This is a genomic window from Streptomyces jumonjinensis, from assembly GCF_009600885.1.
Taxonomy (GTDB): Bacteria; Actinomycetota; Actinomycetes; order Streptomycetales; family Streptomycetaceae; genus Streptomyces; species Streptomyces jumonjinensis.
The window spans coordinates 99,327-117,366 of sequence record NZ_VCLA01000145.1 but is presented as its reverse complement, the minus strand read 5'-3'; the positions used below and the strand labels follow the sequence as shown (position 1 = coordinate 117,366).

The window sequence follows — 18,040 nt, the reverse complement described above, 5'->3', positions numbered from 1 at the left end:
ACTCCGAGCCCATCGCCGTCCTGGTCCTCGTGCTGCCGGTCGTGACCGTACTCGCCATGGCGGTACGCGCGCGCCGCCGCGCTCGCTGAGCCGAGGGATCCTCCCCCGGACGCTCCCCCTCCGGGCCTCCGTGCGAAACGGCTGAACCCCCGTCATGAACGGGCGCTGTCCTCGGTGCGCGCGCAGGGGCGGCCCAGGATTCTCGACATAGTCACTTCAACGGAATAGTCTCTTCAGCGTAATATCCTCCCGGTGCATCCGGGCCACCGTCGGCCACGCCGGCCACCGGCCCGCCGTGCCCGGCGGCCCCTGACCGCGCCGCCGCACCGGACCCGTCCGAGCGAAAGGGCGCCCCGCAGTGCCGTTCACGCTGTCCCACCCGGCCGCCGTTCTCCCGCTGCTGCGCCGCCCGTTCGTCCCGGCGGCCCTGGTGGCGGGCGCGATGGCGCCCGATGCCCCCTACTTCCTCCAGACTCTGGGCATCAAGCTCTCCGCCGGCGTGTGGTACGAGCCCTATCTCAACGCCACCACGTCCCACTCGGCGACCGGAGTCCTGACCGTCGCGCTGCCGTTCACGCTCGCCCTGCTCGCCGGGTATCACCTGTTGCGCGGACCGGTCACCGCGCTGCTCCCGGCCCGTCTCGCACCCCGGGCGCCCGAGCCCCCGGCGCCCGCGCCGTCGCGCGGCGCCGCACACCGTGCCCGCCATGGCGGCTGGCTCGTCCTGTCGGCGCTGATCGGCATCGCCACCCACCTGGTGTGGGACTCCTTTACGCACGTCGACGGATACGTCGTCACCCGGGCGGCGTTCCTCAGCGAGCCGGCGCTGGGCGGACTGACGGTGGCCCGGGTGCTCCAGCACATGAGCACGGTGATCGGCCTGGCGGCCCTGGCCGTCCACCTCGTCCGTCGCCGCCGCCGCCGTCCGGGCGCCGGACGGCCGGGAGCCGCCGCCCGTCCGGCGCCGGCCGTCCGGTGGGGCGTGACGGCGGCCCTCGCACTGGCCGCTCTGCTGGGCGCCGCAGCCCAGACACAGGGCATCGACGCATACCGGGAGGAGACCGTGTACGACACCAGCCGCCCCATCGTCCGCGAACACGGCGACGGGGTGGTCGAAACGACCTACCCCAGCAGGACGGAACAGGTCCCGTGGCCCACGGTCGCCGAGAACATGCTGTCCCACGCGGCCAAGGGCGCGGGCGCCTGGCTCACCGGCGCCCTGCTGCTGTACTCGGCCGGCTGGCACCTCCGTCTCGTACCGAGCGGCCACGACGGCCGGCGCCGGAGAGACCGCGACCGGGATCAGCTCGACACCGTCCGGTAGCGCTGTAGGCGGTTGCCGTCGATATGAGGGAGTGCGGCGCGTTGGAAAGGCCGTCGTGGCGGCGGCGGAACGGGCCGCGGACCGACCCGACCCCCGCGGCGCCCTCCCGAACCCGTCGCAGGGCCGCCCGTTCGCCCCCTGCCCTCACGCCTCCGACACATCACCCGGGCCCCTTCGACGCCCAGGCCCCGGAGCCACCGGCCATGGGAGAACCCCGCAACGGAGAGAGCGAGCCGAGGGCGCGGCAGGCCGTGCGGGCCGTTACGCGTCCGGTCGCCAGTCGAACGGGAAGTGCTTGCTGGACCCGCCACGGTACTCACGGGAGAAGTCGAAGCCTTCAGCGTGGTCCGCGCTCACCACACCCCATGTCGCGACCTGGCCGGGCCCCACCTCCGCTCCAGGGGCGTTGATCAACTGCACCCGGCGCGTGGGGTCCGACGTGGGACCGGTCAGCGCCGTGGCGCCCACGCTCACCTTGTCGGACACGGTCGCGCGCCAGTACGCGAGATCCGGCGCGGCATCGAAGCGGATCGGGGCGTACTGCACTCCGCGCACTTCGCTGATCAGCGAACCGAACGTGCCCGGCCACCCCCCGGCGTTGCCGCGGAAGATCTCCTCCAGGGCGTCCCGCTGTGCCGGCGTCCCCTTCGCGTCGATGTAGAACATCGCCGTCATCGTGGCGTCCGGGTCGTTCACCCACATGTTCCCGGCGAACTCGCCGAGCGCCACGACGCCCAGGCCGTCCAGGCTCACATCCCCGAAGTGCCCTTCATGGATCTGCCATACGAGCGTGAACAGGCAGGCGCCGTCCGTCGGAGCCTGCGCGAAGGTGCAAGGGCAGGGCATCGAGCAGCTGCATACGTCGAACCACTCGCCCCTGAGCCGCCACTTCGTCTCACTCATCGCCATCCCCTTCTCTGATACCCCGGTGGGGTATGCATCTGACGTGAGGTTAGCCCGCCGTCCGCGACCGTGTCAAATACCCATGGGGGGTATCTTGACGGCCCGCGGGAGCGACAGTCCCGAGGCAGAGGAAGGCGGCCGGGGCAGCCGTTCCCGTCAGTCACCAGGGTGAACTGCCTCCGCCGGCCGGGGAGATCTCCGTATGATGCCCGCACACAGAACCGCACCGCGGCAACTGCTTTCAGGGGGAGATGTGCCTCAGGCCGCCATCGTCTTCGTGCATGGGCTGTTCTCCTCGCCCACCACCTGGACACCCTTGCAGCAGGAGTTACGCGCGATTCCCGCGGTGGCCGACGAGTTCGACTTCCTGTTCTTCGAGTACGCGACGCGTCCGGTGACATGGAACCCCTTGCGTCGGATGCCCGATCTCGACACGGTGGCGGAGAGCCTGCGCGGATTCATCGGGGACTTCACGGCAGGGCACGAGCGGGTGGCTCTGGTGACCCACAGCCAGGGTGGTCTCGTCGCCCAGAGGTTTCTCTCCCGGATGCTGCTCGCGGGCAGAGGCCGGGACCTCGCCGGCATCCGCCGGCTGGTGATGTTCGCGTGCCCCAACAACGGGTCCGATCTCTTCCTCCTGGCTCGCAGGGGGCTGATGCCGGTGACCCGGAACAGTCAGGAGCGGGAGCTCAAGCCGCTGCAGACCGCGGTCCTCGAAACACAGCGCCGGGTCATCGACGGGATCGTCCGGGCCCCGGATCTCGCGCGCGACCGATGCCCGATCCCCATCGTGGCCTACGCGGGCGAGAGCGACAACGTGGTGGTCCCTTCTTCGGCCGCCGGGTTCTTCCCCGAGACGGGTGTACTGCCCGGTGACCACTTCTCCGTCATCCGGCCGAACGGCCCGGGCAGCAGACTCGTCCAGGCAGTACGGAAAGAACTGACACAGGCTCTGGCCGAACCGTTCCCCGCGGAGCCCCAGCCCGAAGCCGACATCCCCCACCACCGCCAGCCAGGTTCCTCCTCCACCGCCGACGTCTTCACGGAGCTGGAGATGCTCGGCCCCATCACCCTCCCCGTGGCCGGGCCCGGCACGCGCTCAACGCAGTTCTTCCTCCACGGAGGGCCCGTGGAGCAGCTCAGAAACATCGACATCGTCGTCTCATCGGAGAACACCTACCTTCAGATGTCCCAGTTCTTCAAACCCTCGACCTCCGGCAGCCTCCGCTGGGCGGCGGCGGAGAAGAGCGGAAGCGGCCAGATCATCGAGGATGTGACGGGCGACCACCTCGCTGCCTGGCTGCGCAGCCACGGTAGTTACGGCCTGCCGGTCCCGGAGGGGACCGTCGCCCCGACACCGGCCGGCGCGCTGCTGAGGCGGAACGTCCAGCGGATCTACCACGCGGCCATCGCCAGCCCCGAGTCGGGCACCAACAGCTACCGGATCGCTCCGCAGGCGATCCCCCGGGCCGTGCACAACACCTTCGACCTCGCCCGGCGGGAGAGGGACGAGCTGGGGCTCCCCCTGTCTTCCATCTGCTTCCCTCTCTTCGGGGCGGGACGCGGGAAGATGAGCGTGTCGGAGAGCTTCGAGCGGATCTGGGAATCGATGACGAGCGAACTCGCCGACGACCCCAACTGGAGCATTCACTTCACCACCCGCCGCAGAACGATCTTCGATCTCCTCCACAGCCGCCTCCAAGCGAAGAAGCGCGCGTACGACGAGACCACGTAGGGAGACGCCAGGTGACTCCGCCGGAACGGGTCCCCCCGTCGCGACCGGTCTGCATGGACCATATATCCGACGCCCATCTCCGCCGCCGCCTCAGTGCCCTGACGACCACGGCTCCGTGCTCCTTCTGCACCCGGACGGCCGGCCCTCACCCCGGTGCGGTGGACCTGAAGCTCCTCGTGCGGAGCGTGATGGCGGGCGTACGGGAGAAGTACGAGGAGACGACCGAGCACGACCGCGGAATTCCCACGGCCCTCGCCGTCGAAGACGTCTGCCGCACAGCTGTGGACCCGCTGGTCGCCCGTGCGCTGCTGGGCTGCGAGACGCGGCCTGCTTCGTGGCGGCTGCGGGAGATTCCCCAGCCGAGCCGGGCAGACGCGGTTCCCATCGAACCGTGGTCCGCCTTCCGTGAGCGCGTCGGACATCAACGGCGCTTCACTCTGCTGTCCGGCGCCGACGAGGCGGGCGACGTGTCCGTGGTCCGCATGCTGGACGCGGTGTCGGCCGTCATCCAACGGCTCGGACTGGTCCGGACCCTCCCGCGGGGCCATCAGGTGTGGCGCGGCCGGATGCGCGCGGACACCGCGAGGCCCGGCTACACTGCCGCGTCCATCGGATCGACCCCCACGTCGAGGGCCACCGCGAACCGGATGAGTCCCGCAGGCGTTCCGATGTTCTACGGATCCGAGGACGTGGACACCGTCGTCGCGGAGATCTCAGCCCACGACCCCCGCCCTTATGTAGCGGCGGCCGCCTTCCAGATCACCCGACCCGTACCGGTAGTCGACCTCTCGACCGTTCCCGACGCGCCGAGCGTCTTCGACCCCCGCCGCAGGTCCCTGATCCGCCCTGTCGGGTTCGTCAGAGCCTTCTCCGAGAACCTCAGCCAGCCGGTGGTCCTGGACGGGCGGGAACGCATCGCCTACGTACCCACGCAGGTTCTGACCGAGTACTTCCGCTGGCTCTCGCCTCTGCGCGTGCAAGGGATCGTCTTCCGCTCCGCTCAGAACGGCGGAATCAACTACGTGCTGTTCACCGGCCCCGAAGGCTGCGTCGACGCGCACACCACCGACCCCGAAGCGATGCTCCGCCTCCAGCCGAACACCGAGACCGTCGTCGGACGCGCTCCCGGCATGGCGCGCGGAACACCGGACTCCGTAGGCGCGAACACGGCTCGGCCGGCCTGAACAGCGATGTTCCGCGGGTGGTACGGGACGAGGGCCGGATCGGCGGCATCGCCCGTGCTGCCCTCACCGTCAACGGAGTCCGGAAGTGATCACCGTTGAGAAACTCACTGGCGAGCCCGGGCCCTCACGGACGAACATGGCGCGCATGAGCGACACACCTCCACGATGGAGCAAGGCGACCGTCTACCCCGACATGTGGGCCGACCCGGACGACGACCCCCGCGACAGCGTGGGAATCGGTCCGGACGGCGAACTGGCGACGCTGCAGGACTTTCTGACGAGCTACCGCATGACCCTGCGGATGAAGTGCGAGGGCCTGGACGCGGAGCAGCTGGCCCGCCGGTCGGTTCCGCCGTCGACGATGTCGCTGCTCGGCCTGGTCCGGCACCTCGCCGAGGTGGAGCGGGACTGGCGCAACTGGATCAGCGAGGGCGAGCCGCTGCCGAAGCTGTACGGCGAGCGTGACGCGGACTTCGACGGCGCTGTCGCCGAGCAGGCCGAGGTCGACGCCGCGTACGCCGCTCTGGAGCGCGAGCAGGCCGCGACCGACGCCGCGCTGGCCGAGCACCCGGATCCGAGCGAGCGTCTGGCGAAGGACGGAATCGCGGTTCGGGAGCTGCTGGTGCACAGGATCGACGAGTACGCCCGTCACTGCGGGCACGCCGACCTGCTGCGCGAGTGCGTCGATGGAAGGGTGGGCCAGTGAGGTTCTCCTCAGCGGAGACCGTTTCCAGCGCTCGTTGAGGACGAGGGGAGCGCACTCCGCTCGTTGAGGACGAGGGAGCGCACTCCCCAGGCTGACCGGACCGCGCACGCCCGGCGCACGGGCACCGGGTGCGGCGCAAGGACACGCCAACAGCCAGGCGTATGCGCTGGTCAGTCCTGCCGGAGCCCGGCGAGTTCGGCATCGATGGCGCCGCGCATCAGTTCCTGCGCGTGACGAATCCCGATGCCACCGCTGAGCCAGCGCATGCTGAGTCCCTCCAGCAGGGCGGTGAGCCGTTCGGCGGCGGCGGCGAGCGACGAGGCCGGCGCCGTCGGCCGGACCTGACCCAGCAGCGCGGCGACCTCCTGCACCCACACCAGGGTGGCCTTGGCGAGATCCTCGCGCAGCACCTCGTCGAAGACGGCGCTCGCCCGCAGTTCACCCCAGGCCGAGCTGTTCTCCCGTACCTCCACCGTGTCCTGGAGCTCAAGCAGGAGGGACTGCTCCAGCTCCTCTCGCGGAGTGGGCGGCGGCTCGTCCGGATCACGGTCGGTGGTGTAGGTGTCAGAGTGGCGGCATGTGACCGCACCGCTTCATCCCCTGCACCGGCCGTTCGCGGGGTCGAGCGCGGACCCTTGTCCCAGGTCGTGTCTTCAAAGTCCCGTCTGTCCGGGCCGGACGCGCTGTTCCGCTCAGCCCCACGATCGGAGTTCCCATGTCGAACCGTCCCTCCACTCGCCGGACCGCCCTCCGCGCGCTCGCCGGGCTCGGCGCCGTCGCCTTCGGCACCGCGGCCCGCGGTCCCTCCGAGACATGGGGTTCGGCGACCGCAAGGCCGACGCCCGCGCCCGCGGCATCCTGCAGGAGCACTTCCCCGACCGGGACATCGTGCCGGTCGGGATCGACACGATCGCCTCGGGCGGCGGCGGCATCCACTGCGCCACCCGCGACCAGCCCGGCGAACCCGCCGCCTGACAGGGCGGTCTGCCCGGAGGGGGCTCCTCGTTCCTTTCAGCCGGCGTTGTCCGGAGCGGTGTCGTGCGGGTGGATGACGACGGGCAGTTCGTGGTGACCGTTGGAGATGAAGCTCTCCTTGGGGCGCAGCTGGTCCGGGGGCACGGCGAGGGTGAGTCGGGGGAAGCGCTCGAAGAGGGCGCGCAGGGCGAGTTCGGCTTCGAGGCGGCCGAGGGCGGCACCGAGGCAGAGGTGCGTTCCGTGGCCGAAGGAGAGGTGGGTCTTGTCGCTTCGCCGGGTGTCGAAGTCGTCGGCGGTGGGGCCGTGCAGATCCGGGTGCCGGTTGGCGGCGGCGTAGGAGGCCAGGATGGCGTCGCCGCTCCGGATGGTCGTGCCGTGTTCGGGGAGGGGGATGTCCTCCACGGCGAAGCGCATGGGGAGGTGTGCGAGGGGGGCTTCGTGACGGAGTGACTCCTCGACGACGTCCTTCCAGTCCGCGTGTCCGGCGCGGACGTGGGCGAGCTGCTCCGGGTTGGTGAGGAGTGCAGTGACGGCCTGGTCGAGAAGGTTGACGGTGGTCTCGAAGCCGGCGTTGATCACCAGCAGCAGTGTGTCCTTGAGTTCGGCCTCGGTCAGGGACGATCCGTCGCCTTCCGTGTCCCTGGCGGCGATGAGGGCCGAGGCGAGGTCGGGTCCGGGCTCGGCGCGTTTGGCGGCGATGAGGTCGGAGAGGAGCGCGTACAGGTCCGTCACCGCGGCGGCGGTCTCCTCGGGGCGGTGGCTGGTGGAGAAGACCACGTCGACGGTGCGGCGGAACCGGGGCCGGACGGACGGGGAGAGGCCGACGAGATGGCTGATGACCCCGATGGGCAGCGGGTAGGCGAAGTGCTCCCGCAGGTCGGCCGGCTCACCGGGCGGGGTGGCGGCGAGGCGGTCGAGCAGCTCCGCGACGAGCTCCTCGACGACCGGCGCCAGCGCGTTGATCCGGCGGGCGGCGAACGCCGGGCCGATGATACGGCGCAGCCGCCGGTGCTCCTCGCCGTAGGCGGTGAACATGTTCTCCACCGTCACCCAGAGTGCGAGCGGCCAGACTCCGGCGATCCGGTCGGGGAAGGCGGGCCAGTGCTGCCGGGCGTCCTTGGATACCCGGGGGTCCAGGAGCAGCCGTCGCAGCAGCGCCGGGTCGGTGATCGACCATGCCTCCACGCCGAGGACGTCGACTCGGGTCAGGGGGCCGCGCGCGCGGAGCGCGGCGTCCTCGCCGTGGCGATCGCTGCCGCGGGGGTCGAGCACGAACACGGATTCTCGGTCCATAAGGGCTCCTTGGGAGCAAGGCGCGGACGGACGACGGGGCCGACCGTGCGACCGGGGAGGAACATCGGACGGGTGCGCCGCCGATGCCGTGCGGACGATGTACGGGGGAATCCTCGGGCCAGTGGAACTCAGGGGATTCCGGAGGGAATCCACGGGGCCAGTCTCATGTCCGCCGCATCGTCACGTCCAGTACGGGAACGCTCGGACGGCTGTCCACAGGACCCCGTCTCCCGGCGCCGGACGGTCCGGTTGAGTGTCGGGGGGACGGCGCGGCACATCCGCCCGGCGACCGCTCCGAACGGACGGCAACGGCAGGGGCGGCCCGGTGACGCCCGTTCCATTCACCGGCTCGGCCCCGCCCCCGCCCTTCCTTTGGCGGCGGTCGGGGCGAACCGGCGCACCTGGGGAAGCGTGGTGACCATGTGTGCCACGGCTCGGTCGCTGAGGCACACATGGACGTGCGGTACGTCGCCGGGAAAGTGCGCGAAGTCGCCGGCTGCCAGCTCGACCGGTTCGCTGACCGGGCCGGTGCGCAGTCTCCCGGAGATCAGGTAGATGTGGTGGAGGGTGCCTGCCGGGTGCGGGGCGATGGCCTCGCTGTCCTTGCCGCCGCGCTCCAGGCGCAGCACCAGGGTGCGTACGTATCCGGAGCCGTAGGTCTCGTCCAGCAGTCGCTCCGACCAGTTGGCGGCCTCGGACCACTCGCCTTCGTCGTGCCGCTGGACGTAGACCGGGGTGCCCCACTCGGTCAGCAGGCGGCGGGCCGGCATGTCGAGTGCCGCGCCCAGCAGGGCGAGAGTCTCGATGGTGGGGTTGCCCGCACCTTGTTCGATCTTGGACAGCGTCTGTTTCGACAGTCCGGACCGGCGGGAGAGTTCGCCGAGGGACATCGCCCGCTCCAGGCGGAAGCGTCGCACGTTACGTGCCACGAGGTCGTTCTCATGCGGGCCGGTGTCACTTTTAATATGCATTCCGTCATTGTTGACGAACGGGCGGCCTGCGCGCACTCTTGTCACGTAGATCCCTCCGAACGGTGTATTAAAAGTGACGCCGTTCGCCTCTCGCAGCTGAGGTGAACACCATGACGGCCACCCTTGCCAGCCCTGCTCGTGATGATCGCGCCGCGGTCGACAAGGCCATCAGCCTGCTCGTCGCCCTGGGAGACCGGGCCGGCGGCGGAATGGGGGTCAGCGAGCTCGCCCGGCGGGCGCGGCTGAGCAAGTCGACCGCGTTCCGGGTACTGGGGTTGCTGGAGCGCAACGGCGTCGTGGAGCGCGTCGGCACGGACTACCGGCTGGGCGAGCGCCTGCATCACCTCGGCAGGTCCGTCTACGCCCCCGAATCCGAGGGGGTGCGCGACAGGCTTCTGCCCTTTCTGGCCGACCTGTACGAAGCGAGCCGGGAGACCGTGCATCTGGCCGTGCTGGACGGCTCCCACGTGATCTACCTCGCCAAGCTGTACGGTCACCGCCCCGCACCCGTGCCGTCCCGGATCGGCGGTCGTCTGCCGGCCCATGCCACGGCGGTCGGCAAGGTCCTCCTGGCGTACGACTCCGATGCCGCGGAACAAGCGCTCTCCCGGCCGCTGGAGCGGTACACCGCCCACACGATCGCCGACCCCGGGGATCTCGCGGCCGAGCTGAACCGGATCCGGCGTACGGGCGTCGCCTTCGACCACGCGGAGTACCAGCCCGGCCTCGCCTGTGTCGCGGCGCCGGTGCTCGGCAGGGGCGGGCGGGCGGTGGCGGCGCTGTCGGTCGCGGGCCGACAGGGCCGGATCGACACGGAGCGGCTCGGAGCGCGGGCACGCCTTGTCGCCGCCGAGGCGTCGCGGGCCTGGTCACGTCAGGTACAGCGGGCGTACCTCGCGTGATCAGCCTGATCCAAGGCCCTGTAGCGGACAGAACACATGTTCCAGGTGAGTGTCCGTCCACGCGGAGGTGAACGGCGGAGGTTCCCTCTCCCCCGGGCGCCCCTGGTGCGGACGGACGAGGCAGGGGCGGCGACCTGCCGGGGGGACAGGTCGCGTCCGGGCTTCCCCTCAGGAGGCTGCCGGTGATGACCCGAGCAGGTCCAGGGTGATGTCGACGATCATGTCCTCCTGCCCGCCGACCAGTCCGCGGCGGCCGACTTCCAGCAGGATGCTGCGTACGTCGAGACCGTACTGGACCGAGGCGGCTTCCGCGTGGCGCAGGAAGCTGGAGTAGACACCGGCGTAGCCGAGGGTGAGGGTCTCCCGGTCGACCTGGACGGGACGGTCCTGCAGCGGTCGCACCAGATCGTCGGCGGCGTCCTGCAAGGCGAAGAGATCGCAGCCGTGCTTCCAGCCGTTGAGCGCGGCGACCGCGATGAAGGGTTCGATCGGGCAGTTGCCCGCCCCCGCGCCGTGTCCGGCCAGAGAGGCGTCGACCCGGGTGACGCCCTCCTCGACGGCGACGACGGAGTTCGCGACCGCCAGCGACAGGTTCTGGTGCGCGTGGATGCCGATCCGGGTCTCCGGATCCAGCAGGTCACGGTAGGCCCGGACGCGCTCGCGGACACCGTCCATGGTGAGGCGCCCGCCCGAGTCGGTGACGTACACGCAGTGAGCGCCGTACGACTCCATCAGTGCGGCCTGCCGGGCGAGCTCCCCCGCCGGAGCCATATGGCTGAGCATGAGGAAGCCGGAGACGTCCATGCCGAGTTCGCGGGCCGTGGCGATGTGCTGGGCGGCCACATCGGCCTCGGTGCAGTGGGTGGCGATGCGTACGGACCGCACGCCGAGGGAGTAGGCGTGCTTGAGCTCGGCGATCGTGCCGATGCCGGGCAGCAGCAGCGTGGTGAGGGTGGCCCGTTCGAGGACGGAGGCCGCGGCCTCGATCCACTCCCAGTCCGTGTGGCTGCCGGGACCGTAGTTCACCGAGCCGCCCGCGAGACCGTCGCCGTGAGCCACCTCGATCGCGTCGACGCCGGCCGCGTCCAGTGCGGCCACGACACGGGACACGTCGGCGGGCGTGATGCGGTGCCGCACGGCGTGCATGCCGTCCCGCAGGGTGACGTCCTGGATGTAGAGGTCGGCGGTCATGCGGAGGCCCCCTGTCGTGAGTGCTGGGCGATGCGCTCGGCGGTGCGGAGGGCGGCCGAGGTCATGATGTCGAGGTTGCCGGCGTAAGCGGGCAGGTAGTGGGCGGCGCCCTCCACCTCCAGGAACACCGAGACCTTGGTGGTCGCCTTCGGCGCGTCGGCGGGCAGCAGGGTGTGCACGGGCTCGTCCGCGGGTACGGGGGTGAACTGCACCTCCTGCTTGAGCCGGTAGCCGGGGACGTACTTCCTGACCTCCGCCACCATGTCGTGGACCGAGGAGCGGATCGCGTCGTGGTCGGCGTCGCCGATGAGACAGAAGACGGTGTCGCGCATGATGAGCGGCGGCTCGGCGGGGTTGAGGACGATGATCGCCTTGCCGCGGGAGGCGCCGCCCACCCTCTCGATCGCGGCCGACGTGGTCTCGGTGAACTCGTCGATGTTCGCCCGCGTGCCGGGACCGGCCGACTTGGAGGCGATGGAGGCGACGATCTCCGCGTAGGGGACGGGGGTCATGCGGGCGATCGCGTGGACGACGGGGATGGTGGCCTGGCCGCCGCAGGTGACCATGTTGATGTTCGCGGCGTCCAGGTGGGCGCCGAGGTTGACCGCGGGCACGACGAACGGGCCGATCGCGGCGGGGGTGAGATCGATGAGGGTCTTGCCGAAGGGCACCAGCCGGTCGGCGTTGGCGAGGTGCGCCTTGGCCGAGGTCGCGTCGAAGACGATGTCGATGTCCTCGAAGCCGTCCATGGCGATCAGGCCCGCCACGCCCTCGTGGGTCGTGGGCACCTTGAGACGGCGCGCGCGGGCGAGGCCGTCGGACGCCGGGTCGATGCCGACCAGGGCGGCCATCTCCAGCGTCTCCGACAGCCTGAGGATCTTGATCATCAGGTCTGTTCCGATGTTGCCGGATCCGATCACGGCTGCTTTCGTCTTCTTCATGACGGGTCCTTGTCGGTGAAAGCGGCGCGCACCGTGCCGAGGCCGGAGATCTCGGCGGACACGGTGACTCCGGCGGAGACGCTGACCATGGGGCCGAGAGCGCCCGAGAGAACGACCTGACCGGCACGGAGCGGGTCGCCGTACGCGCGTGAGGTGCGGGCCAGCCACAGCAGAGCGTTCAGCGGGTCCCCGAGGCAGGCGGCGCCATGGCCCTCGGAGACCAGGGTTCCGGCCGCGTGCATACGCATCGTCGCCTCGCGCGGTTCGAACGCCGTGAGCGGGAGGCGGGCCTCGCCGAGGACGTAGAGGCCGCTGGAGGCGTTGTCGGCGACGGTGTCGGTGATGGTGATGTCCCAGTCGGCGATGCGGCTGTCGACGATCTCCAGCGCGGGTGAGGCGTAGGCCACCGCCGCACGGACCGCGGCGAGGTCGAGGCCCTCACCGTCGAGGTCGGCGGCGAGCACGAAGGCGATCTCCGCCTCCGCCTTCGGCTGGAGCAGCCGGTTGACGGGCACCTCGGCGGCGCCGGACACATCCATGTCGGCGAAGAGGACGCCGAAGTCCGGCTGATCCACGCCGAGCTGTCGCTGCACGGCCGGGGAGGTGAGGCCGATCTTGCGGCCGGTGACGACGGCGCCAGCGGTGAGCCGGCGGGCGGTCAGCCGCCGCTGCACCTCATAGGCCGCGGCGACGTCCGTACGGCCCAGGAGGTCACGGACCGGACTGCACGGCCGGCGCTCGGCGGCGGCGCTCAGAAGCCGGCCGGCGGCTGCGGAGACGATCCGCTCACGGTCAGCGGCTGCCGAGATGATCCGCTCACGGTCGGCGGCTGCGGAGACGACCTGCTCACGATCGGCAGCTGCGGAGACGACCTGCTCACGATCGGCAGCCGCGGGGACGATCTGCTCGCGGCCGGTCATGAGGTCGGCTCCTGTTCCGCGGTCGCCACGGCGAACCCGGCGATCCACTCGGGTATCGGCGCGTAGAAACAGGACGTCATCCGGTAGGGGCCGGTCGCGGCCAGCGAGGCGAAGGCCGCGATCCAGGTGCGTACCTCATGCGCCGAACCGCCGCCCTCGGCCCCCATCCAGTCGACGGTCCAGCGGTCGACATCGGTGAGACGGCCGCTCTTGAACGTGTCGAGGACGAGGTTGTCCCAAGCCGGGTTGATCGGGGTCATCGTCGTCGAACCGGCCGCGTAATCCCGCCCGGCCTCAAGGACCCGCTGTTCACTCCGGGCCCGCTGCTCGGGAGTGGGCGGGTGCCCGTCGATGAGCGCGTCGGCCACGCGCGGTGGAGCGCCCTCCAGCACCGGCACCGGCGGGTCGTGCGACAGCCCGCCGGAGCCGAGGAAGAGCACGCGCCGGTCGAGTGCGGCGGCTGCTTCGCCCAGCGCGGCGCCGAGCGCGCGGACGCGGCCGACCGGACCGAGTGGTGTCGCGACCCCGTTGACGAAGACCGGAACGACGGGGATCTCGTCGATGCCGCCGAAGAGGACCTCCAGCGGCTGAACGAAGCCGTGGTCGACCGTCATACGGGCCGAGACGGTCAGGTCGACGCCTCGGTCGAGGACACCGCGGGCGAGGGCGCGGGCGTCGTCGGCGTCCACCGGGAGAGGCCCGGCGGACGAGCCGAAGTCACCCACCGCGTTCGCATCCGTGCCCAGACAGAAGGGGGGCATCTCCCGGTAGAAGAAGCCGTTGTAGTGGTCCGGGGCGTAGAGGACGACCAGATCCGGGTCGAACGCGCGGACGAAGGTCCGTGCGGTGTCGACGGCGTCCTCCACGGCCGCGAGAACCTCGGGTGCGGGATCGTTCCTGCCGATGAGAGGCGAGTGGGACAGGCCGACGGCGGCGGCGGTCATCGTGACGTTCCTGACTGCTGGGGGCCGGACGGATGGATGACGAGCTTCCCGGCCAGCCGCCCGTCGATCATGAGCTGAAAGCCCTGGTGGATCTCGTCCAGCGGCAGCGTGCGGTCGATCGCCGGGCGCACTCCGGTGGCGTCCAACAGCCTCAGGAGCGCTACCAGTTCGCCGCGGGTGCAGCCGGTCGAGCCGAGGACGCGCTGCTGGAGGTAGAAGATCCGGCCGAGATCGGCGGGCGGGTTCATGCCGCTGGTCGCTCCGGCGACGACGACCGTTCCGCCCGGCCGCAGCGACTTCAGGGAGTGGGACCAGGTCGCCTCGCCGACGGTCTCGATGACGGCGTCGACCCGCTCGGGCAGCCGTTCACCGGTCGGCACCGCGGCCCGCGCGCCCCAGGACAGGGCCTGGGCTCGCTTGTCCGCGCTCCGGCTGGTGGTGTAGACGACGGCGCCCGCGGCCACGGCCAGCTTGATCGCCGCCGAGGCCACCCCGCCGCCCGCGCCCTGGACCAGCACGCGGTCCCCCGCGGTGATCTGTGCCTGGGTGAAGAGCATGCGGTAGGCGGTGCCCCAGGCGACAGGCAGACAGGCGGCCTCGTCGAAGGTGAGGCAGGCCGGCTTGGGGATCAGATTGCGGGTGGGCACGGAGAGGAACTCGGCGAAGGCGCCGTTGTGCTGTTCCGACAGCAGGGCACGGCCCGGATCGAGGGTCTCGTCGCCCTGACCGGCGTCCGGGTCGGCGATGACGGGATACACGAGGACCTCGTTGCCGTCCTCGTCGTATCCGGCGGCGTCACAGCCGAGGATCATGGGCAGCCGCTCGGGCGGGTGGCCGACGCCGCGCAGCGTCCAGAGATCGTGCATGTTGAGCGAGGACGAGACGACGCGGACGGTCGACCAACCGGGCCTGGGCTCGGGCCGGGGAACGTCGCCCAGGACGAGCCCGGCGAGCGGGTCGGTCGCGCTCTGGGAGACGGCGATTGCAGCAAGCATGCGCCCACGCTCTCCCGCTGACCGGGCGGGCCGACAGCGCGTGTGCCGTCGTACGGAACGACGGATGGCACGCCTGTGTGCCACTGCTGTTGCCTGGGCGCATGACCTCGACGATCGAACCCCAGGGCGCGGCCACCGCGACCCCGCGCGGGACCCTGCGGCGCCCGGCGGACCTGGCGCGGAACATCGACGTCTCCGGGCTCGTCGACACCGAGGGCGGGCTGCTGGATCGCGTCGTCTTCACCGACCAGGAGCTGTACCGGCAGGAGCTGCGCCGTGTCTACGCGCCGAGCTGGCTGTTCCTCGCGCACACCGACCAGTTCCACAAGCCGGGAGACTTCTTCACCACGTACATGGGCGAGGACCCGGTCATCGTCACCCTCGACCGGGACCGCCGCATCCGCGCCTATCTGAACTCCTGCCGTCACCGGGGCGCCCGCGTCTGCCGGGCCGACTCCGGCACCACCCGCAACTTCACCTGCACCTACCACGGCTGGTCGTACAACCTGGACGGCTCGGTCGCGAGCGTGCCCAACAAGGACGGCTACCCCGAGTCCTTCGAGTCGGGTCAGTGGGGCCTGGTGGAAGTGCCGCATGTGGAGAGCTACCGCGGGCTGATCTTCGGCACCTGGAACCCGGAGCCGATCCCCCTGCGCGAGTCCCTCGGCGACATGGCCTGGTACATGGACGCCATGCTCGACCACGACGACCAAGGCACCGTCGTCGTGGGAGGGGTCCACAAATGGGTCCTGGAGGGCAACTGGAAGCTGGCCGCCGAGCAGTTCGCCACCGACTGGTACCACGTCAACATGAGCCACGCCTCGGCGCTCATGATCCTCTCGCCCGCCGGTAAGAAGCCCAAGGACGAAGTCGTCCACCGCACCGGCCGCCAGTACTCGGACGCCCATGGGAACGGCGCGGGCTTCCCCGTCCACCCGAAGAACCGGTTCGACGCGCAGACCGTGCACGCGTGGATGGACTACGACGCCCTGCGGGAGCGGCTCGGCGACGCCCGTGTGGAGGGTCCGCTCACGAACGGGCACGCGACCGTCTTCCCGAACTTCTCGTATCTGCCGGTCAACGGCTCGATCCGGGTGTGGCACCCCAAGGGTCCCGACCGGATGGAGGTGTGGGCCTGGACCCTCGTCGACAAGTCGATGCCGGAAGAGGTGCGTGAGGCGCAGCGCCTGTACAACCTGCGGACCTTCGGACCCAGCGGCGTCTTCGAGCAGGACGACGGCGAGAACTGGAGCGAGGCGCAGTCCCCGTCACACGGCTTCATCACCAACGGCGTGGCCCTGAACTACCAGATGGGGCTGGGGACCGAACGCGAGGACGGCCGCCACCCCGGCAGGACCAGCGAACTGTACAGCGACGCCGCAGGCCGGGCCTTCTACGGGCGCTGGCGCGAACTGATGAACACCCCGGCCTGGCACGAGGAGAACCACTCATGAACAAGGGCATCCGCGTCGCGGCGCTCGACGACATTCCCCAGGGCGAAGGGCTCGCCGTGGACAGGACGATCACCGGCACCGACGACGACATCGCCCTGCTGCGCGACACCGACGACACCGTGTACGCGCTCGACGACACCTGCACCCACGAGGACGCCTCGCTCGCGGACGGCTGGGTCGAGGACGGATACGTCGAGTGTCCGCTGCACTCCAGCAGATTCTGTCTGAAGAACGGCGAGGTCCAGGGCCTGCCCGCCACGAAGAACGCCTGCCCGCACCGGGTCGAGGTGCGCGACGGCGAGGTCTACCTCTTCCCCGGGGAGGCGCCGTGACCGACCGGGTCGTGATCGTGGGCGGCGGCATCGCCGGCGTCAGCACGGCCGCGGCCCTGCGGGCGGGCGGCTTCGACGGCGACCTCACCCTGGTGGACGCCGACGAGTTCCCTTATGACCGGCCGCCTCTGTCGAAGGAGTTCCTGGCCGGCGCCAAGGGCGTCGAGCAGCTCGCGCTCCAGCCGCAGCAGTGGTACGACGACCAGCGAGTACGGCTGATCAACCGCGCCGTGGTCACCGCGCTGCGGCCCGGGGACGGAGCCGTCGAGCTGATGGACGGCCGGCTGGTGCACGCCGACCGGGTGGTACTGGCGACCGGCGGCAGTGCCGCCCGCCCGCCGATCCCCGGCATCGACGGCGGCGACGGCGACGGCGACCGCGTACATGTGCTGCGGACGGCGGACGACGCCGACAGGCTGCGTCCGTCCCTCGTACCCGGTGCCCGTGTCCTGGTCGTCGGCGCCGGGCTGATCGGGGCCGAGGTCGCTTCCACCGCCGTACGCCTCGGCTGCGAGGTCGTCCTGGTCGACCCCGTGGCCACGCCGCTCGCCGCCGCGCTCGGCCCGGACCTGGCCTCATGGCTGCACGCGTTGCACGTACGGCATGGGATCACCGCCGTGCAGACCACCGTCGAGAGCTTCGTGGACCGCCCGGCGGGTATCGAGGCCGGCTTCAGCGGGGTCGCCGCACCGCGGCTCTTCGACGCGGTGGTCCTCGGCGTCGGCATGGTGCCACGCACCGAACTCGCGCAGACCGCACGACTTGAGACGGACCGCGGCATCGTCGTCGATGAACGGCAGGTCACCTCGAACCCGGCCGTACTCGCCGTCGGCGACCTCGCCCGCACACGCCGCGACGGTGTCCTCCTGCGGCGTACGGAGCACTGGGAAGCGGCCCAGCACGACGGCGCCCGCGCGGCGGCCGGCCTCCTCGGCGCCCAGCCGCCCGCTCCGTCCGCGCCCTGGTTCTGGACGGACCGGCACGGCCGGCACATCGAGGCCACCGGGCATATGGACGCCGCCGCGCGGACCGTGGTCCGAGGCCGCATCGACGACCCGTCCTTCTCGGTCTTCGGACTGCGGGACGGACACGTCGTCGCCGCGGCCTCCGTCGACGACCCCTCAGCCGTACGGGCCGCGCGCCGCATGATCGACCGCCGCACCCCGGTGGACGCCGCCCGGCTGGCCGACCCGGCCGTGAACCTGCGTGCGCTGTTGCGCGGCTGACGTTCCACCAGACGGCACACTCCGTACCAGCTCGCCCCGAGAAG

16 protein-coding genes and 2 pseudogenes are annotated in these 18,040 nt (G+C 70.8%); 9 read left to right on the top strand and 9 right to left on the bottom strand.

Translation table 11 applies throughout. The features are described 5' to 3' along the window. The first annotated feature begins 358 nt into the window (after positions 1-358). Positions 359-1,324, top strand: coding sequence for a DUF4184 family protein (locus FF041_RS17990; RefSeq protein WP_323392024.1), 966 nt, complete (start codon positions 359-361; stop codon positions 1,322-1,324). Between the two features lie 261 nt (positions 1,325-1,585). On the opposite strand, the gene FF041_RS17985 is transcribed toward FF041_RS17990, so the two are convergent. Further along, on the bottom strand, positions 1,586-2,227 hold the full coding sequence (locus tag FF041_RS17985; RefSeq protein ID WP_153523748.1) for a DUF1326 domain-containing protein: 642 nt from the start codon (positions 2,225-2,227) through the stop codon (positions 1,586-1,588). A 253-nt stretch (positions 2,228-2,480) separates the two neighbouring features. On the opposite strand from FF041_RS17985, the gene FF041_RS17980 reads away from it, so the two are divergent. The 3 genes from FF041_RS17980 (at position 2,481) to FF041_RS17970 (ending at position 5,852) form a co-directional block, all read left to right on the top strand. Continuing rightward, complete coding sequence (locus FF041_RS17980; protein WP_194292073.1) at positions 2,481-3,962, top strand: alpha/beta fold hydrolase; 1,482 nt, start codon at positions 2,481-2,483, stop codon at positions 3,960-3,962. 158 nt (positions 3,963-4,120) lie between these two features. Further along, positions 4,121-5,146 carry an RES family NAD+ phosphorylase gene (locus FF041_RS17975; protein ID WP_194292072.1) on the top strand — a complete coding sequence of 342 codons (1,026 nt, stop codon included), beginning with the start codon at positions 4,121-4,123 and terminating at the stop codon, positions 5,144-5,146. A gap of 145 nt (positions 5,147-5,291) precedes the next feature. Continuing rightward, on the top strand, positions 5,292-5,852 hold the full coding sequence (locus FF041_RS17970; RefSeq protein WP_153523745.1) for a DinB family protein: 561 nt from the start codon (positions 5,292-5,294) through the stop codon (positions 5,850-5,852). Between the two features lie 170 nt (positions 5,853-6,022). Here the strand turns inward: FF041_RS17970 and FF041_RS17965 are convergent. Next, positions 6,023-6,421, bottom strand: a pseudogene (locus FF041_RS17965) (TetR family transcriptional regulator C-terminal domain-containing protein); the annotation flags it as partial. A gap of 250 nt (positions 6,422-6,671) precedes the next feature. Here FF041_RS17965 and FF041_RS17960 point away from each other — a divergent pair. After that, positions 6,672-6,827 (top strand): annotated as a pseudogene (locus FF041_RS17960) (agmatine deiminase family protein); the annotation flags it as partial. A 36-nt stretch (positions 6,828-6,863) separates the two neighbouring features. Here the strand turns inward: FF041_RS17960 and FF041_RS17955 are convergent. Further along, complete coding sequence (locus tag FF041_RS17955; protein ID WP_153523744.1) at positions 6,864-8,120, bottom strand: cytochrome P450 family protein; 1,257 nt, start codon at positions 8,118-8,120, stop codon at positions 6,864-6,866. A 341-nt stretch (positions 8,121-8,461) separates the two neighbouring features. Further along, a complete protein-coding gene (locus FF041_RS17950) occupies positions 8,462-9,049 on the bottom strand; it encodes a helix-turn-helix domain-containing protein (RefSeq protein WP_323392020.1) in 588 nt (195 codons plus the stop codon). A gap of 152 nt (positions 9,050-9,201) precedes the next feature. On the opposite strand from FF041_RS17950, the gene FF041_RS17945 reads away from it, so the two are divergent. After that, positions 9,202-9,993 (top strand): IclR family transcriptional regulator, encoded by a 792-nt coding sequence (locus tag FF041_RS17945; protein ID WP_153523742.1) that lies wholly within the window; start codon positions 9,202-9,204, stop codon positions 9,991-9,993. Between the two features lie 168 nt (positions 9,994-10,161). On the opposite strand, the gene dmpG is transcribed toward FF041_RS17945, so the two are convergent. From dmpG to FF041_RS17920, 5 genes are read right to left on the bottom strand one after another with little or no spacing between them, the layout of a single operon-like run. After that, positions 10,162-11,184, bottom strand: coding sequence for a 4-hydroxy-2-oxovalerate aldolase (gene dmpG, locus FF041_RS17940; protein WP_153523741.1), 1,023 nt, complete (start codon positions 11,182-11,184; stop codon positions 10,162-10,164). Continuing rightward, complete coding sequence (locus FF041_RS17935) at positions 11,181-12,125, bottom strand: acetaldehyde dehydrogenase (acetylating) (RefSeq protein ID WP_153523740.1); 945 nt, start codon at positions 12,123-12,125, stop codon at positions 11,181-11,183. The genes dmpG and FF041_RS17935 overlap by 4 nt, the downstream gene beginning before the upstream one ends. Next, positions 12,122-13,045: a 2-keto-4-pentenoate hydratase gene (locus FF041_RS17930; protein WP_153523739.1), complete on the bottom strand. Its 924-nt coding sequence runs from the start codon at positions 13,043-13,045 to the stop codon at positions 12,122-12,124. The genes FF041_RS17935 and FF041_RS17930 overlap by 4 nt, the downstream gene beginning before the upstream one ends. Beyond that, positions 13,042-13,989: a 3-carboxyethylcatechol 2,3-dioxygenase gene (locus tag FF041_RS17925; RefSeq protein WP_153523738.1), complete on the bottom strand. Its 948-nt coding sequence runs from the start codon at positions 13,987-13,989 to the stop codon at positions 13,042-13,044. Before FF041_RS17925 ends, FF041_RS17930 begins: the two co-directional genes overlap by 4 nt. Further along, a complete protein-coding gene (locus FF041_RS17920; RefSeq protein ID WP_153523737.1) occupies positions 13,986-14,984 on the bottom strand; it encodes a zinc-binding dehydrogenase in 999 nt (332 codons plus the stop codon). The genes FF041_RS17925 and FF041_RS17920 overlap by 4 nt, the downstream gene beginning before the upstream one ends. Positions 14,985-15,085: 101 nt before the next feature. Between FF041_RS17920 and FF041_RS17915 the strand changes: the two genes are divergently transcribed. Genes FF041_RS17915 through FF041_RS17905 form a run of 3 tightly spaced genes read left to right on the top strand, consistent with a single transcriptional unit; the run spans position 15,086 to position 17,996 of the window. After that, on the top strand, positions 15,086-16,438 hold the full coding sequence (locus FF041_RS17915) for an SRPBCC family protein (protein WP_153523736.1): 1,353 nt from the start codon (positions 15,086-15,088) through the stop codon (positions 16,436-16,438). After that, on the top strand, positions 16,435-16,770 hold the full coding sequence (locus tag FF041_RS17910) for a non-heme iron oxygenase ferredoxin subunit (protein WP_153523735.1): 336 nt from the start codon (positions 16,435-16,437) through the stop codon (positions 16,768-16,770). The genes FF041_RS17915 and FF041_RS17910 overlap by 4 nt, the downstream gene beginning before the upstream one ends. Further along, entirely contained in the window at positions 16,767-17,996 is a 1,230-nt protein-coding gene (locus FF041_RS17905; RefSeq protein ID WP_323392017.1) for an NAD(P)/FAD-dependent oxidoreductase, read from the top strand. Before FF041_RS17910 ends, FF041_RS17905 begins: the two co-directional genes overlap by 4 nt. Positions 17,997-18,040 lie beyond the last annotated feature (44 nt).

Bases quoted from the DNA above. Each gene is read 5' to 3' on its own strand.
- FF041_RS17925 (WP_153523738.1), bottom strand. From the start codon at position 13,989: ATGACCGCCGCCGCCGTCGGCCTGTCCCACTCGCCTCTCATCGGCAGG.
- FF041_RS17945 (WP_153523742.1), top strand. From the start codon at position 9,202: ATGACGGCCACCCTTGCCAGCCCTGCTCGTGATGATCGCGCCGCGGTC.
- FF041_RS17970 (WP_153523745.1), top strand. From the start codon at position 5,292: ATGAGCGACACACCTCCACGATGGAGCAAGGCGACCGTCTACCCCGAC.
- dmpG (WP_153523741.1), bottom strand. From the start codon at position 11,184: ATGACCGCCGACCTCTACATCCAGGACGTCACCCTGCGGGACGGCATG.
- FF041_RS17955 (WP_153523744.1), bottom strand. From the start codon at position 8,120: ATGGACCGAGAATCCGTGTTCGTGCTCGACCCCCGCGGCAGCGATCGC.
- FF041_RS17910 (WP_153523735.1), top strand. From the start codon at position 16,435: ATGAACAAGGGCATCCGCGTCGCGGCGCTCGACGACATTCCCCAGGGC.
- FF041_RS17930 (WP_153523739.1), bottom strand. From the start codon at position 13,045: ATGACCGGCCGCGAGCAGATCGTCCCCGCGGCTGCCGATCGTGAGCAG.
- FF041_RS17920 (WP_153523737.1), bottom strand. From the start codon at position 14,984: ATGCTTGCTGCAATCGCCGTCTCCCAGAGCGCGACCGACCCGCTCGCC.
- FF041_RS17935 (WP_153523740.1), bottom strand. From the start codon at position 12,125: ATGAAGAAGACGAAAGCAGCCGTGATCGGATCCGGCAACATCGGAACA.
- FF041_RS17915 (WP_153523736.1), top strand. From the start codon at position 15,086: ATGACCTCGACGATCGAACCCCAGGGCGCGGCCACCGCGACCCCGCGC.
- FF041_RS17985 (WP_153523748.1), bottom strand. From the start codon at position 2,227: ATGAGTGAGACGAAGTGGCGGCTCAGGGGCGAGTGGTTCGACGTATGC.